Source organism: Roseinatronobacter bogoriensis DSM 18756, from assembly GCF_004366635.1.
Lineage (GTDB): Bacteria > Pseudomonadota > Alphaproteobacteria > Rhodobacterales > Rhodobacteraceae > Roseinatronobacter > Roseinatronobacter bogoriensis.
Genome location: NZ_SORN01000001.1, coordinates 891243 through 905955, shown reverse-complemented (window position 1 = coordinate 905955; position 14713 = coordinate 891243). Strand labels below are relative to the sequence as shown.

At 60.5% G+C, this 14713-nt stretch carries 16 protein-coding genes; 6 read left to right on the top strand and 10 right to left on the bottom strand.

The genetic code is table 11. The annotated features are described in order from the left end of the window. The first annotated feature begins 123 nt into the window (after nt 1–123). The 4 genes from greA (at nt 124) to EV660_RS04155 (ending at nt 2786) form a co-directional block, all read left to right on the top strand. A complete protein-coding gene (greA, locus tag EV660_RS04170; protein WP_071481278.1) occupies nt 124–594 on the top strand; it encodes a transcription elongation factor GreA in 471 nt (156 codons plus the stop codon). Between the two features lies 1 nt (nt 595). After that, a complete protein-coding gene (locus tag EV660_RS04165) occupies nt 596–1579 on the top strand; it encodes a hypothetical protein (RefSeq protein ID WP_071481279.1) in 984 nt (327 codons plus the stop codon). 173 nt (nt 1580–1752) lie between these two features. Then, the gene (locus tag EV660_RS04160) at nt 1753–2460 is read left to right on the top strand and encodes an AzlC family ABC transporter permease (RefSeq protein ID WP_071482216.1); all 708 of its coding nucleotides are present in this window, start codon (nt 1753–1755) and stop codon (nt 2458–2460) included. Then, nucleotides 2457–2786, top strand: coding sequence for an AzlD domain-containing protein (locus tag EV660_RS04155; RefSeq protein ID WP_071481280.1), 330 nt, complete (start codon nt 2457–2459; stop codon nt 2784–2786). Before EV660_RS04160 ends, EV660_RS04155 begins: the two co-directional genes overlap by 4 nt. Here the strand turns inward: EV660_RS04155 and EV660_RS04150 are convergent. The 10 genes from EV660_RS04150 to coxB form a co-directional block, all read right to left on the bottom strand. After that, nucleotides 2757–4187: an FAD-binding oxidoreductase gene (locus EV660_RS04150; RefSeq protein ID WP_071481281.1), complete on the bottom strand. Its 1431-nt coding sequence runs from the start codon at nt 4185–4187 to the stop codon at nt 2757–2759. The genes EV660_RS04155 and EV660_RS04150 overlap by 30 nt on opposite strands. A 108-nt stretch (nt 4188–4295) precedes the next feature. Further along, entirely contained in the window at nt 4296–4883 is a 588-nt protein-coding gene (locus tag EV660_RS04145; RefSeq protein ID WP_071481282.1) for a GNAT family N-acetyltransferase, read from the bottom strand. Next, nucleotides 4883–6145: a M16 family metallopeptidase gene (locus EV660_RS04140; RefSeq protein ID WP_071481283.1), complete on the bottom strand. Its 1263-nt coding sequence runs from the start codon at nt 6143–6145 to the stop codon at nt 4883–4885. Before EV660_RS04140 ends, EV660_RS04145 begins: the two co-directional genes overlap by 1 nt. After that, nucleotides 6142–7530, bottom strand: coding sequence for a threonine synthase (gene thrC, locus EV660_RS04135; RefSeq protein WP_071481284.1), 1389 nt, complete (start codon nt 7528–7530; stop codon nt 6142–6144). The genes EV660_RS04140 and thrC overlap by 4 nt, the downstream gene beginning before the upstream one ends. Before the next feature lie 14 nt (nt 7531–7544). Next, nucleotides 7545–8228, bottom strand: coding sequence for an SURF1 family protein (locus EV660_RS04130; protein WP_071482217.1), 684 nt, complete (start codon nt 8226–8228; stop codon nt 7545–7547). A gap of 78 nt (nt 8229–8306) precedes the next feature. Next, a complete protein-coding gene (locus tag EV660_RS04125; RefSeq protein WP_071481285.1) occupies nt 8307–9110 on the bottom strand; it encodes a cytochrome c oxidase subunit 3 in 804 nt (267 codons plus the stop codon). A 39-nt stretch (nt 9111–9149) separates the two neighbouring features. After that, nucleotides 9150–9731 carry a cytochrome c oxidase assembly protein gene (locus EV660_RS04120; RefSeq protein ID WP_071481286.1) on the bottom strand — a complete coding sequence of 194 codons (582 nt, stop codon included), beginning with the start codon at nt 9729–9731 and terminating at the stop codon, nt 9150–9152. Then, nucleotides 9728–9928, bottom strand: a complete 201-nt coding sequence (locus tag EV660_RS04115) for a hypothetical protein (RefSeq protein WP_071481287.1) — start codon at nt 9926–9928, stop codon at nt 9728–9730. Before EV660_RS04115 ends, EV660_RS04120 begins: the two co-directional genes overlap by 4 nt. Then, on the bottom strand, nt 9928–10902 hold the full coding sequence (cyoE, locus tag EV660_RS04110) for a heme o synthase (protein ID WP_071481288.1): 975 nt from the start codon (nt 10900–10902) through the stop codon (nt 9928–9930). The genes EV660_RS04115 and cyoE overlap by 1 nt, the downstream gene beginning before the upstream one ends. A gap of 48 nt (nt 10903–10950) precedes the next feature. Further along, a complete protein-coding gene (gene coxB, locus EV660_RS04105) occupies nt 10951–11826 on the bottom strand; it encodes a cytochrome c oxidase subunit II (RefSeq protein ID WP_071482218.1) in 876 nt (291 codons plus the stop codon). Between the two features lie 228 nt (nt 11827–12054). Here coxB and tldD point away from each other — a divergent pair, with 228 nt between their 5' ends. Together tldD and dprA are read left to right on the top strand one after the other, a co-directional pair. After that, nucleotides 12055–13476 carry a metalloprotease TldD gene (gene tldD, locus EV660_RS04100; RefSeq protein ID WP_071482219.1) on the top strand — a complete coding sequence of 474 codons (1422 nt, stop codon included), beginning with the start codon at nt 12055–12057 and terminating at the stop codon, nt 13474–13476. Nucleotides 13477–13573: 97 nt separating this feature from the next. Further along, on the top strand, nt 13574–14713 hold the full coding sequence (dprA, locus tag EV660_RS04095; protein WP_084634968.1) for a DNA-processing protein DprA: 1140 nt from the start codon (nt 13574–13576) through the stop codon (nt 14711–14713).

Here is a 14713-nt window from a genome sequence, read left to right as displayed (position 1 = left end):
GCCAGCCGGGCACGCGCATTCCTCTTGCAATCCAATGTCAGGTGGGTTCAGATGCGAGGTGACAAAAGGACGGCCCCGGCCATTGCTGCGGGCGGTCTTTTTTATAATGCGAGGGGATACAACATGGAAAAACTGCCCCTGACCCGAACAGGTCAGCAAATGCTGGACGCAGAATTGCGCAAGCTCAAGTCCGAAGACCGGCCCGCGATCATTCGCGCCATTGCCGAGGCGCGCGAACACGGTGACCTGTCAGAAAATGCCGAATACCATGCTGCCCGCGAAAAGCAGAGCTTCATCGAAGGGCGCATCAAGGAACTCGAATCCATCCTGTCCCGCGCGGAAGTAATTGATCCGGCGAAACTCTCGGGGACCGTGAAATTTGGCGCAACGGTCAGCTTCGTGGATGAAGACACCGACGAGGAACGCAGCTACCAGATCGTGGGCGAGGCAGAGGCAGATCTGGAAAAAGGTCTGCTGAACATAAAATCTCCGCTGGCTCGCGCGCTGATCGGCAAGGATGTTGGCGACAGCGTCGAAGTGCGCAGCCCCGGTGGGGCCCGCAATTACGAGATTCTGTCCATCACCTACAAGTGACATGAGCGTTCCGCGGCCAGCCCCCTCCCTCGCATCCCCGGACAGAGGCAAGGCGCATGGGCTGACGCCGCGCATCGCGCGCGTTCTCTCGGTCGCGGTCTGGGGGGCGGCGGCTGCGGGCTTCTTGCTGATGGCCGATTTTGCGACAATGGATGCGCTGACGCTGGCCGCCTTGGCACTTGCCAGCTTCATGCCCGCCATCTTTGTGTCATTCGGGCTGCTGGTCGCGGCGGCGGTCGGCGCTCTCAGCCGCGAAGCCCACCATCTTCAGGGTGCGGTTGACGAACTGCGCCGCGCGGTCTTGCAACGCGAAGCCGAGGCCGCCGCGCTGTCGCCCCTTGCCCAAAGCCGCCTTGAAGAACTCAGATCAGCGCAGGAAGAAACGGATACCCGCCTGACCATGTTCTTCTCCCAGCGCAGCCGCGCATCTGCCGCGCCAAAAGATGCGACGGTAATCCACGATCCGCAAACCACCTTCCCGCTAGAGGAAGACGCCACGCTCAACGACGCGCCGCTGCCCCCTGCTGATCTGATCCGCGCGCTGAATTTCCCAGAGAACGAGGGTGATTCCAAAGGCTTCGACTCCTTGCAGCTTGCATTGATGACCCCGCCCGTCGCCCCACTTATCCGGACCGCACAAGATGTGCTGACACGCCTTGCGCAAGAAGGCATCTATATGGATGACCTGCGCCCCGACCGCGCGCGCCCCGAATTCTGGCGCGCCTTCGCACAAGGCAAGCGTGGCGCAATGATCGCGCCTTTGGGCGGCATCCGCGATCGCTCCTGTCTGGCAATCACATCCGCGCGCATGCGTGCTGACCCGGAATTTCGCGCCAATGCGCATCTGTTTCTGCGCGAATTCGACCGTGTTTTTTCGGCCTTCGCCCAAGATGCAGATGACAGCCAGATCACCGCCCTCGCCGACACCCGTTCAGCGCGCGCCTTCATGTTGGTGGGCCGCGTCTCCGGGGTATTTTCGCGCTGAAACACCAGCTTGCACCTGCCCGGTCACGGCGTTACATATCCTGAACATATGAACTAATCTTGGGGCATTTTCTTGCTCCAAATACTCAGACAACCGCTGCCAGATGCGCGGTGCCCAGCAAGTTGGGCATTGCATGCCTCACGCAGAACCAGACCCGCCACAAGGAGGCGCGCATGACATTGCCCAAGGACTTCTGGCAGGGCTTTCGCGATGGCACCCCTTTCATTCTGGTAATCCTGCCCTTCGGCGCAGTATTTGGCGTGGTCGCGACAGAGGCCGGGTTGAACCTTGCGCAGGTGATGGGGTTCTCGGTTCTGGTCATTGCCGGGGCTGCCCAATTCGTGGCCGTGCAGATGATGGTGGACAACGCGCCCGTGCTGATCGTACTTGCAGCCTCGCTTGCCGTGAATCTGCGCATGGCGATGTATTCGGCCTCGCTGGCGCCGCATCTGGGCAAGATTTCGTGGTGGAAACGTGGCGTCGTGTCCTATTTCATGGTCGATCAGGCCTATGCCGCCTCGATCCTGAAATATGAACACACCCCGGACATGACCCCGCAAGGCAAATTTGCCTATTATCTGGGCGTCGTCACGCCGATCTGCCCGGTCTGGTATGCGGCCACATGGGCCGGTGCCAGCCTTGGTACTGCTGTGCCTGCCGGACTGCCGATAGATTTTGCAGTGCCCATCACCTTTCTTGCGCTGATTGTGCCGATGCTGCGCAGCATGGCCCATGTCGCTGCGGCACTGGTGTCGATTATCGGGGTTCTGGTATTTGCAGCCCTGCCGTTCAATCTTGGATTGCTGGTCGCGGCCTTGCTGGCCATGATGGCAGGCGCAGAGGTCGAACGCCGGATCAGCCTGCGGCGGAACCAGCCATGAGCTTCTCGACGGTACAAATCTGGACAATCATTGTCGGGCTGGGGCTTGGCTCCTACCTGTTGCGCCTGTCCTTTCTGGGCATCATCGGCAATCGCGACCTTCCGGAATGGGTGCTGCGCCATCTGCGCTACACGGCGGTTGCGGTCATGCCGGGCATGATCACACCGCTTATCCTGTTTCCAACAGCGACCGAGGGCACATTGGACCCGGTGCGCCTTGGGGCCGCTGTGGCGACAGTCGTGATCAGCTTTCTGACCAGAAACGCAACGCTGACAATCTTCGGCGGCGCAGCAGTGTTATTCGCGCTTCATTTCCTGCTGCATTAGCACGGCACCGGGGTTCATGATCCCATGCGGGTCAAGCGCGTCCTTGATCGCGCGCATCGCGGCCAGCTTGACAGGATCGCCATATGTCACCAGATCCGCGGCCTTCATGCGCCCGATCCCATGCTCGGCACTGATAGAGCCCCCCATCTGGTGCACCAGATCATGCACAAATGTCTTTATCCTGTCGCGCAACGACTCATAGCTGGCGCGGTCACGTCCGGGCGCAGGAAAGACATTGTAATGCAGGTTGCCATCGCCCAGATGGCCAAAGCAATTCACGCGCAGCGCCTCGATCTGCGCAAGGCCCTGCCCTGCACGCTCGATAAAAGGCGCGATGGCCGATAGCGGCAACGATATGTCGTGGCTGGAAATTGCGCCAATATGGCGGTTCGCCTCGGGGATGGATTCGCGCAGATTCCAGAATTCCTTGCGCTGCGCAAGGCTTGCGGCAATCACCCCGTCATGGACCAATCCCTGATCCAGTGCCGCAGCAAACAGCCCCTCCAGCGCATCTGTCGCATTGCGATCCGCTGACAGCCCCAGATCAATCAGCACCATCCAGTCCGGCGCCGCAGCAAAGGGCTGGCGCAGATGCGGCATCGCCTCGGCCAGAAAGACAAGCCCCATCCCACCGATCAGCTCAAAGGCCGAAATACCTTCGCCCAGTCTTGCCTGCGCCAGCGCCAGCAGGCGAAGCGCAGCCTCGGGGCTGTCGACCACCATCAGCGCCGCGCCCTGCACCACCGGGCGCGAGAACAGCCGCAAACTGGCCGCTGTGATGACCCCAAGCGTGCCTTCCGACCCGATCATCAGATGGCGCAGATCATAGCCTGTATTGTCCTTGCGCAAACGGTTCAGCCCGTGCCAGATGCGCCCGTCCGGCAAGACCACCTCCAGCCCCAGAACCAGATCGCGCGCATTGCCATAACGCAGGACATTCACCCCGCCGGCGTTGCACGCCAACAGCCCGCCTATCCGCGCTGATCCTTCTGATGCCAGCGACAGGGGAAACAACCGCCCCGCGTCTTCAGCGCCCGCCTGCACATCGGCTAGAATGGCCCCGGCCTCTGCAATCAGCACATTCTCGGTGGGATAGACCTGCCTGATGGCGCTCATCCGCTCCAGCGACACAATCAGCGGCAACATGTCGCCCTGCCCCACCTGCGCCCCCACCAGCCCGGTGCCCCCGCCATAGGCAATGACCGGCACATGGGCCTCATGGCACGCGCGCAGGATCACGGAAACCTCTTCGACATTGCGCGGCAAGGCAACGGCCCCGGCCTGCCCAGTCATGCGGCCACGTGGCTCTTCCAGATAGCGCGGCGCGGGCGCGGCAAGCGTGTCCGAAGGCAACGAAGCTGAAAGCCTTTCAAGAAACGCGGCATCACATGGCCTCAACATGCTGTCTCCTTTTCCTGCGGGGCTGTGACCGGCGCAATCGCAGCGCAAGGTGCTGTGGCGGCAGCCACAGTGCCGAGGGTGGGCGGGTGGGCGCTGTGATTGTGCCGCTCACAGCCCCGCATCGGTGCGCCCGCGCCTGTCATGGCGCAGATTGGCATAAAGGACATGATTGCGCCAACGCCCGTTAATCTGCAAATAGCTTTGCGCGACGCCCTCATATTTGAACCCCGCGCGTTCCAGAACCCCGCGCGATGCAACATTTTCCGGCAGGCAGGCCGCCTCGATCCGCGACAGGTCCATCACCTTGAAAGCATGATGCACAACGCCGCCGATCGCCTCGCGCATATAGCCCTGCCGCAGATAGGGCGCGCCGACCCAATAGCCCAAGGTGCCCGCCTGTGCCGGCCCACGCCGGATATTGTCCAGCGTGATCGCCCCCAGAAGCCTGTCATCCTCCCGGCGCAGCAAAAACAGCGGCAGGGCAGTGTCGGTCTTGAAACAGCGCGTTGCCCAGGTGACTCGGTTGGTGAACGCACGGCGCGTCAGGTGGTCATCCGACCATGTCGGCTCCCACGGGGTCAGAAAGCCCGAGGACTGGCGGCGCAGGTCCGCCCATTGGCGGTAATCGCTATGCATCGGCAGACGCAGGATCAGCCGTTCAGTCTCGATCCGCAGCTTGCCACGCAGGCCCAGCATCAGGCCGCCAGCCTTTCGCTTAAATGCAGCAGACGTGGCGCGCGCTCAATCGGTCCATAGAGCGCCAGCGCCATGCGGCTGTCGCGGATCAGGTCTTGCGCATGGGCGCGCACGCCCTGCATCGTAACCGCATCAATGCGGGCAATCGCTTCGGAAATATCCGGCACGCGCCCCCAGATCGACAGCAGCTTGGCCAGTCGTTCAGCCCGCGCCGAAGGGCTTTCCAGCCCCATCAACAACCCGGCCTTCATCTGCGCACGGGCGCGCGACACTTCCGCCTCGCTCATATCTTCCGCAGCGCGCCTGATCTCGTCTATGGTCAACCCGGCCAATTCGCCGATCTCTGACCCGCCGGTTCCTGCATAGATAGTGATCATTCCAGTGTCGAAATAGGCCCCCGATTGCGCGAATACCGTATAGCACAGGCCCCGGTCCTCGCGCAGGCGCTGGAACAGGCGCGACGACATCCCCCCGCCCAATGCGCCGGTAAAGACTTGCGAGGTGTAGAACGATTCCGACCGGTAATCCGGCGCCTCGATGGCCAATGCGAAATGCGCCTGCTCCAGCCCCCGCATCTCGCGCCGCTCACCATTGTGAAAGCGTGCAGCCTCTGCCCGTTGCGGGGGCTTGGCCACCATATGCCCGAAAAGCGGTTCCGCCAGACGGACCAGCGCATCATGGTCCACCGCTCCTGCTGCAGACAGGATCATTTGCCCCGGACCGTAATGATCGGCCACAAAGCGACGCAGATCACCTTCGGAAAACCCCGAGACTTGCGCGCTGGGGCCAAGGATTGACCGTCCAATCGGCTGGCTGGGATAGGCCGTTTCCTGCAACCAATCGAAAATGATGTCATCGGGCGTATCCAGCGCCTGCCCGATTTCCTGCAAGATAACGCCGCGCTCCACCTCGATCTCTCGGGCCTCGAATGCGGGGTTCAGCACGATATCGGCCAGAACATCGACGGCAAGCGCCACATCCGCCTTGAGCACGCGCGCATAATAAGCCGTCATCTCGCGCGAGGTATAAGCGTTGATGTATCCGCCCACATCCTCAATCTCTTCCGCGATCTGCAAGGCACTGCGGCGCGCTGTGCCCTTGAAAGCCATATGCTCAAGGAAATGGGCAACGCCATTCTGCTCGGGCGCCTCATGGCGCGCGCCGGCCTCGATCCACAAACCGACCGCAGCAGAATTCAGTCCCGGCATGGGTTCGGTCACAATGCGGAACCCGTTGGGCAATGTGGTGATCTGAACGCTCATACCGAAATCCTGTCGCGTATCAGTGCCTGCACCGCGCCCAGATCATTGGGCAGACGGGTTACACGCTCTGGCCGGTCGAACAGATCGGCCATACGCGCGGGCAAGGCCGGGCGCTGGCCGGTCGCGGCCTCGACCGCATCGGGGAATTTGGCCGGGTGTGCGGTGGCCAGCGTGACCATAGGCGTGGCCGACAGGTTCTGTTCCGCCACATGCACGCCCACCGCCGAATGCGGGCACAGAACCTCACCGGTTTGCTGCGCTATACGGGTGATCGTGGCAGTGGTTTCCTCCTCCGAGGCGCGGCCCGAAGCGAAAGCCTCGCGCAGGAATTCCAGCGCACCTTGCGAAATGTGGAACCCGCCCGTTGCCTTCAATTCATCCATCAGTTGCGCCACAGCCGCCCCGTCGCGGCCATAGGCATCAAACAAGGCACGCTCGAAATTGGAACTGACCTGAATATCCATCGACGGGCTGATCGAGGGCTTGACCCCATCGGTCACATAGCCCCCCGAGGACAACGCGCGGTGCAGGATGTCGTTGTGATTTGTGGCGACAATCAGCTTTTCAATGGGCAGCCCCATCGCGCGCGCAATATAGCCCGCGAAAATGTCGCCGAAATTGCCTGTCGGAACGGTAAAGCTGACAGGCCGGTGCGGCGCGCCCAGCGATACTGCCGCCGAGAAGTAATAGACCACCTGCGCCAGAACCCGCGCCCAGTTGATCGAATTCACCCCTGCGAGGCGCACGCCATCGCGGAAATCAAAATCGTTGAACATGTCCTTGACCAGCGCCTGACAGGTGTCGAAATCACCATCAATTGCCAGCGCGTGGACATTGGCATCATCCGGCGTGGTCATCTGGCGGCGCTGCACGTCAGAGACACGGCCATACGGAAACAGGATAAACACATCCACATTTGCCAGCCCGCGAAATGCCTCTATCGCGGCAGAGCCGGTATCACCCGAAGTCGCGCCGACAATCGTCACCCGTTCGCCCGAACGCGCCAAAGCCGCCTGAAACAACTGCCCGATCAGCTGCATGGCGAAATCCTTGAAGGCCAGTGTCGGGCCGTGGAACAGCTCCAGCAGGAAATGATTGGGCCCAAGCTGTTTCAGCGGCGCGCGCGCAGGCTGTCCAAAACCGGCATAGGCACGCGCAATCAGGTCACGAAACTCTGCATCGCTGAACGTGTCACCGATAAACGGGCGCATCACCAGATAGGCCTGTTCCTCATAGCTTAGCCCGGCCAGCGCCGCGATTTCGGCCTGTGTCATGGGGGGCACATGTTCGGGCAGGTATAACCCGCCGTCACGGGCAAGCCCGGTCAGCATGGTGGCTTCAAATTCCAGAACAGGGGCCGCGCCCCGCGTCGATATATATTGCATGTTTCGCCTGATCCTCAGTCGCGTTGGGCCCTGATACGCCACAGAAAGAAAACTGTCATCCCCAGCCATGCAACTGCCATCAAAAACCATTGCACGGCATAGCCCAGATGCGGGTCGGGTATGGTGACATCATAGACCGGCACAGGGGTAATGACCGGGTCGGCGGGCGCTGCTGCGCGCAGCACAAGATGCACTTCTTCCGTATCAAGCAAAGCTGCCATTTCCGAGACGTCACGCCCGAATAACAGATTGCGCCCCGCGTCATAGCCGGGAGTATGCTGATTTATGTCACGCGGCCAATGCAGGTTACCGGCAAGACGAACTTGTTCTTCCACCTCTGGCGTAAGGCTGGCGCGTGCGGCTTCGGGCAAAAAGCCGCGCTCGACCAGAATACGCCGACCTTCCACAGTCTCGAATGCCTGAACCAGATGAAAACCCGGACCCGATGCCTTTTGCGCCGCCAGAACGAAGACATGCGCAGGCAGAAAACGGCCCTCGACCTCTACCGGAAGGTAGCGGTGCTCTTCTGCGGAAAGCTGCGCAGGCAAGGCGACCGGCGCGTCAAAGATCCGCGCCTCCAATTCCGCGATCAGCGCGGCTTTCTGATCGGCGCGGTCCAGTTGCCACAGGCCCAGCGACACCAGAATCCAGGTGCCTACGATGCCAAACAGAACAGGGGCAATCATCCGGCGCAGCATCTGTTTCCTTTCATGGCTCATATAGCAAAGACGCGCACCCTACGGTGCGCGCCTTGCAAACAATAGCGGCGTCAGGGGTTACATGCCCCAGATATAAACCGCGAAGAACAGGAACAACCACACGACATCGACGAAATGCCAATACCATGCTGCCGCCTCAAAGCCGACATGGCGTTCTGCCGTGAAATGGCCCGCACGCACGCGGAAATAGCAGACTGCCAGAAAGATAGTCCCGATGATGACATGCACCCCATGGAAACCCGTGGCCATGAAGAAATTCGCATAGAACACATCGCCCGCAAAGCTGTAGCCACGCTCGGTGATCAGATAAACGTATTCGTAGCCTTGCAGGAATGTGAAGGCGATTCCCAGCAAAACACCGATCAGCAATCCGTATTCGACATTCTTGCGGCTGCCGTTATGCACCATTTCGTGGTGCGCCCAAGTCACCGCACAGCCAGACAGCAACAGCACCAGAGTGTTGATGATCGGCAGTTCAAACGCATTCACCGCGTAAATTGCAGGCTGGACATATTCGGTGCCGACATACGTATACATCGGGTACATGGCGTGCTTGAAAAAGCTCCAGAACCACGCCGCGAAGAACATGACCTCGGACATGATGAACAGAATGAAGCCATAGCGCAGCCCGATCACCACAACAGGTGTGTGATCGCCGGAATGCGATTCAACAATCACATCCTTCCACCACTCGAACATCACATACAGAACACCCGCAAGCCCCATCAGGAACAGCCACGGGCCGCTGTCATGCATCCACAGGACCGCCCCAAACAGCATGACAAACGCGGAAACAGAGGCCACAAAGGGCCAGATAGATGGGGGCAATACGTGGTAATCGTGGTTCTTTGCATGGGCCATGGATGGTGTTCCCTCGGTTGCTCGTGTCTATGCGCGAGTTCAGTTTGTCATTGCGGGTTCCGGCGCGACATAATCGGCTGGAATATCCGTGGGGTGGAAAGTGTAGGACAGGGTGATCGTATGGGTGCCGCGCGCATCGCGGTCATCCAGAATCTCCGGGTCCACAAAATAGGTGACAGGCATCAGCACGGTTTCGCCGGGTTGCAGTACCTGCAACTCAAAGCAGAAACAGTCGATCTTGGTAAAGAAGCGACCCGCCTCATAGGGAGAAACGTTATAGCTGGCCGTGCCTGCAATCGGTTCGTCCGTTGGGTTATGCGCTTCATAGAACGCCAGGCCTACTTCACCGATGGGAAGCTCTGTCACGCGATCAACGGGTTTGAACGTCCATGGGAAATCGCGCGCGACCGAGGCATCAAAGCGCACGCGCATGGTTTGGTCCAGCACCACGCCTGTTGACGCCGTCGCGGTATTGGTTGTCCCACCATATCCGGTCACGCGGCAAAACAAGTCATATAGCGGCACCGCCGCCCAACCCATCGCGCCCATGAACAGCACAACGCCAACTGTCTGCACTGTGGTTTTCTGAATTCCGGTCAATCTTGCCCAAGTCGCGATCATCTTTGTTGAAACCTCACATTGTCAGGGTCGAGAGCGGGGCGGTAGGAATGGTCAAAGGCTTGTAATGTGCTACCGCCCGAGACTTTGGCGATGGTCAGGCCAAATACCAGCGCGATGAAAGCCATCAGCACCAGCGCCAAGCCGACATTGCGCCCGGACCGACGTCTGTGCAACTCGTGTTCGCGGGTAATCGCCATCAGAACACCTCCAGAATTTTGAATCTCAGTGCAAATTCGGCATAGGCTGGCAGGCGGGCCAGCGCGGCCTCGGCCAGAATCGCGCCAAAATGCACAAACAGATAGTAAAGCGAGAAGCGGAAAACCCGCTTTTCAACGCGGTAGGCATCGGCTTCGGCGCATTCCTCGTCGCGCCGCCAGATCGCCCACGCACCATGCAGGAACACGAGGTTCAGCGCCAGGGCCGTAGCCAGATAAACTGGCCCGCCAATGGAGGTGAACCCTGCGGCAAGTGCAAACGGAACCAGCGCGATAGTATACACCAGTATGTGCGCCCGCGTGGCCTTGCGCCCATGTGTCACTGTCAGCATCGGCACATTTGCCTTGTGGTAATCCGATTTCATGAACAGCGCCAAGGCCCAGAAATGCGGCGGGGTCCACATGAAAATCAGCATGAACATAAGGCAGGCTTCCAAGCTGATGCTGCCTGTCACGGCCACCCAACCGATCATGGGCGGGAATGCGCCCGCCGCGCCGCCGATCACGATATTCTGCGGCGTGGCCCGCTTCAGCCACATCGAATAGATCACCGCATAGAAAAAGATCGTAAAGGCCAACAGAAAGCCCGCCAGCGCATTTGTCGCCAGCCACAGCATGATGACCGACAAGCCAGACAGCGCAACGCCCAGCGCCATCGCCTCTTGCGGGGCAACCTTGCCCGCCGGGATCGGACGCCGCGCGGTGCGCTTCATCACTGCGTCAATATCGGCATCCCACCACATATTCAGCGCACCAGAGGCACCCGCCCCCAGCGCGATGAAGATTATTGCTGCCAGCCCCTCGATCGGGTGCAGCGTGCCAGGCGCGACCAGCAGCCCGACCAGCGCCGTAAACACCACCAGCGACATGACACGCGGCTTGAGCAACGCGACATAATCGCGAAACTCTGCGTCCCCGGTCTGGGCGTAGGGAATATCAGCTCTGGCATCAGACATGTCAGCTATCCAGTCTCGTTTGGCTGTCGGTGCCGCGCAACGCAGCCCTTAGTTAGAAGCGGCCAGTTCGATATGGCGCTCCATCCAGGACGGCGCACCTGCGAATTCGGCACCCTGACGCTCCAGCCACGCGATATACTCGTCCTCGCTCACAACCTTGACCGTTATGGGCATGTAAGCATGATTGATCCCGCACAGTTCCGAACACTGCCCGAAATAAATGCCTTCTTCCTCGGCATTGAACCACAGCTCTGCCAGTCGGCCCGGAATGCCGTCTTGCTTCACGCCGAATGCAGGGATGGTCCATGAATGGATCACATCACCAGCGGTCACCTGCAACACGATATTCCTGCCAACAGGCACGACCATCGCGGTATCTGTCGCCAGAAGATACAGGTCATCGGTATAGCCGTAATCAGCCAGCTCGTCGCGCTCCAGCATGAATTGCGAGAACTGAACACCGTGATCGACATATTCATAATCCCAGTACCACTGAAGGCCGGTTACCTTGATGGTCACATCAGCCTCTGGCATGATCTGCTGATGGCGCAGAGCAGGGAATGTAAACAGCGCGATGAACAGAAGGATCAGCGCGGGAACGACCGTCCATGCCACTTCGATTGGTGTGTTATGGGTAAAGCGCGCGGGCTCGGGATTGGCGCGACGATTGTGGAACACAATCACCCAGATCAGCAGCGCCGTCACAAAAATCGTGACCGGCACGATGATCCACATCAGCAGATTGTCCAGAAACACCACCTCGCGCGCCAGCGCTGTGTAGGGTGTTTGCAATGATGTGCCGTCCTGCACAGGCGCACCAAGCACAGGAAGTTGTGGCAAAAGATCATCTGCGGCAGCCTGAAACGCAGTCAGACCAGCCGTGGCAATAACAGCCGATGACGAAAGGGCTTTTGAAAGTCGCATCTTCGGTTCCCGTTCTTTTTGTTGCGGCAAAAGGCCGCGAATTGCAGCGCGACCCCACCAATGCTGCGGCATGCAATGGAATCCCGTTGAGCTTTGTATTCGTAAAACCATATTAGTCGTGACAGAACAAGCAAAACCGATGCGACAGATTGCCATTTATTGACATAGATCAACGACAGACAGGGCATGACAAGACGCAGCCGGGCAAAACCAGAAAAGGCTATAGCCATGAGTGATAACGATTTTCGACCTTTTGAGGCAGCATTTGACAAGGATGACGCGCTCAGCGTGCTGCGCGCCGCGACCGAAGGTGCAGATGACGGCGAGATTTTTGCAGAAAAGCGGGTATCCGAGTCGATCCTGCTGGATGACCAGCGCATCAAATCCGCCAGCTATAATGCGTCGGAAGGGTTCGGGCTGCGCGCCGTCCGGGGCGAAGTGACCGGCTATGCGCATTCCACACATATGAATATCAACGCTTTGCGCAGGGCTGCGGAAACGGCGCGGCTGGCCGTAACGGATGGCGGCGGCACGCTGGCCGATGCCCCACAGCGCACGAATCAGCGGCTTTATACGGATGAAGACCCCATCGCCGGTGCGGCCTTTTCCGTGAAACTGGACCTGATGCGAGAAGTTGACGACTTTCTGCGCAGCCTTGACCGGCGCGTGGTGCAGGTTTCCGTATCGATGGCCGCCTCGGTCCAGCATGTCGAGATTCTGCGCCCCGATGGCCTGCACCTGCGTGACACCCGCCCGATGAGCAGGCTCAACATCTCTGTCATTGCCGAAGAAAACGGGCGGCGCGAATCCGGCTCGGCGGGCGGTGGGGGGCGCACTGGGCTGGATGGCGTGATGACGCGCGAAACATGGCAGGGCATGGCCCGCGAAGCCTTGCGCATTGCACTTGTGAACCTGGAGGCAGAGCCCGCGCCCGCTGGCGTGATGGACGTGGTGCTTGGCCCCGGCTGGCCCGGCATCTTGCTACACGAGGCCGTGGGCCACGGCCTTGAAGGTGACTTCAACCGCAAGGGCAGTTCCGCCTTTGCCGGGCTTTTGGGCAAACAGGTGGCGTCAAAGGGCGTGACCGTGCTGGATGATGGCACAATCCCGGACCGGCGCGGGTCTATCAGCATTGATGACGAAGGCACCCCATCCGCGCGCAATGTCCTGATCGAGGACGGGGTGTTGGTCGGCTATATGCAGGACCGCCAGAACGCGCGCCTTATGGGTGTGGCCCCCACCGGCAACGGGCGGCGCGAATCCTACGCACATGCGCCCATGCCACGGATGACCAACACCTATATGCTTGGCGGTGACAGCGCGCCCGAAGATATCGTGGCCGGGCTGAAAGACGGGATTCACGCTGTCGGCTTTGGCGGCGGTCAGGTTGACATTACCAATGGCAAATTCGTCTTCTCCTGCACCGAAGCCTACCGCGTCAAGAATGGCAAAGTGGTCGCCCCGGTCAAGGGCGCGACCCTGATCGGCGATGGCGCAACCGCGCTGACGAAGATCCGCGCGTTAGGCAATGACATGGCGCTCGATCCGGGCATGGGCACCTGCGGCAAGGCGGGGCAATGGGTGCCCGTGGGTGTCGGCCAGCCGACCCTGCTGATCGGCGGGCTGACCGTCGGCGGCAGCGCGGCCTGAGGGGCGTATAAAAAAAGCCGGTGCGGCTGCATTCGCGTTTACCTTGCCTTAACCAAGTTGGGGCAAGCTGACCAAAGAATGAGGCGAGGTTGTTGGAATGGCGAAAGATTTGTTTTCTTCTCACCCACCCTTCACCCCACCCACGTCGGAGGAAGACAGGCTTTCCTGGCTTCGCCTCATTCGCTCCCCCCGCGTGGGACCGACGACTTTTCATCGGCTGATGTCCGAACACAAAAGCGCAGAAGCCGCCCTCGACGCACTGCCCGAAATTGCCAGATCTGCCGGTGCAGACCATTATGCCCCCTGCCCCAAAGAGGCTGCAGAAGCAGAGATAGATCTCGCTCGTGCGAAGGGCGCGCGTATGCTTTGTCTGGGGACAGAGGCCTATCCGAGCACGCTTGCCAGCATAAGCGACGCGCCACCGGTGTTGTGGTGCATGGGCCACCGCGCCCCGATCCTGCGCCCGATGGTGGCCCTTGTCGGCGCGCGCAACGCCTCCAGCCTTGGCACGCGCATGGCCCGCACACTGGCCGAAGGGCTGGGGCATGAAGGCTATACCATCGTTTCTGGTCTGGCGCGCGGCGTCGATGCAGCGGCACATCACGCCAGCCTGAAAACCGGGACGATCGCGGTCATGGGCGGCGGGGTAGATGTGATTTATCCCACAGAAAATGCCGTACTGGCCGCTGCAATCGCCGATCAGGGCTTGCGGATGTCCGAACAACCCATGGGCCTGCACCCACAGGCGCGCCATTTCCCCCCGCGCAATCGAATCATCTCCGGGCTGGCACTCGCAGTTGTGGTGGTCGAAGCCGCCGAAAAATCCGGCACCCTGATCACAGTGCGCGATGCCCTTGACCAGGGGCGCGAGGTGATGGCCGTCCCCGGGCACCCGGTCGATGGGCGCGCGGGCGGCTGCAACCGGCTGATCCGCGAAGGGGCAACCCTTGTGCGCCATGTCGAGGATGTCCTCGAAGTCCTGCGCAGATTGCAATCTGCCAAGACCGAAGCGCCCGAACCGGAACAAAACAGCCTGCCGCTTGCCGCACCACCTGACCCGGACAGCCAAAGCCTGCACCAGCGCATTCTGGACCTGCTCGGCCCCAGCCCGGTTGCCGAAGACCTGTTGATCCGCGATCTGAAACTTTCGGCCGCCGCGATCTCGCCCGCGCTGGTCCTGCTGGAAATGCAGGGCAGCGTGCGCCGCCATCCCGGCGGGCTGGTCAGCCGCGCCTGA

Bases quoted from the DNA above. Each gene is read 5' to 3' on its own strand.
- greA (WP_071481278.1), top strand. From the start codon at position 124: ATGGAAAAACTGCCCCTGACCCGAACAGGTCAGCAAATGCTGGACGCA.
- EV660_RS04165 (WP_071481279.1), top strand. From the start codon at position 596: ATGAGCGTTCCGCGGCCAGCCCCCTCCCTCGCATCCCCGGACAGAGGC.
- EV660_RS04160 (WP_071482216.1), top strand. From the start codon at position 1,753: ATGACATTGCCCAAGGACTTCTGGCAGGGCTTTCGCGATGGCACCCCT.
- EV660_RS04155 (WP_071481280.1), top strand. From the start codon at position 2,457: ATGAGCTTCTCGACGGTACAAATCTGGACAATCATTGTCGGGCTGGGG.
- EV660_RS04150 (WP_071481281.1), bottom strand. From the start codon at position 4,187: ATGTTGAGGCCATGTGATGCCGCGTTTCTTGAAAGGCTTTCAGCTTCG.
- EV660_RS04145 (WP_071481282.1), bottom strand. From the start codon at position 4,883: ATGCTGGGCCTGCGTGGCAAGCTGCGGATCGAGACTGAACGGCTGATC.
- EV660_RS04140 (WP_071481283.1), bottom strand. From the start codon at position 6,145: ATGAGCGTTCAGATCACCACATTGCCCAACGGGTTCCGCATTGTGACC.
- thrC (WP_071481284.1), bottom strand. From the start codon at position 7,530: ATGCAATATATATCGACGCGGGGCGCGGCCCCTGTTCTGGAATTTGAA.
- EV660_RS04130 (WP_071482217.1), bottom strand. From the start codon at position 8,228: ATGCTGCGCCGGATGATTGCCCCTGTTCTGTTTGGCATCGTAGGCACC.
- EV660_RS04125 (WP_071481285.1), bottom strand. From the start codon at position 9,110: ATGGCCCATGCAAAGAACCACGATTACCACGTATTGCCCCCATCTATC.
- EV660_RS04120 (WP_071481286.1), bottom strand. From the start codon at position 9,731: ATGATCGCGACTTGGGCAAGATTGACCGGAATTCAGAAAACCACAGTG.
- EV660_RS04115 (WP_071481287.1), bottom strand. From the start codon at position 9,928: ATGGCGATTACCCGCGAACACGAGTTGCACAGACGTCGGTCCGGGCGC.
- cyoE (WP_071481288.1), bottom strand. From the start codon at position 10,902: ATGTCTGATGCCAGAGCTGATATTCCCTACGCCCAGACCGGGGACGCA.
- coxB (WP_071482218.1), bottom strand. From the start codon at position 11,826: ATGCGACTTTCAAAAGCCCTTTCGTCATCGGCTGTTATTGCCACGGCT.
- tldD (WP_071482219.1), top strand. From the start codon at position 12,055: ATGAGTGATAACGATTTTCGACCTTTTGAGGCAGCATTTGACAAGGAT.
- dprA (WP_084634968.1), top strand. From the start codon at position 13,574: ATGGCGAAAGATTTGTTTTCTTCTCACCCACCCTTCACCCCACCCACG.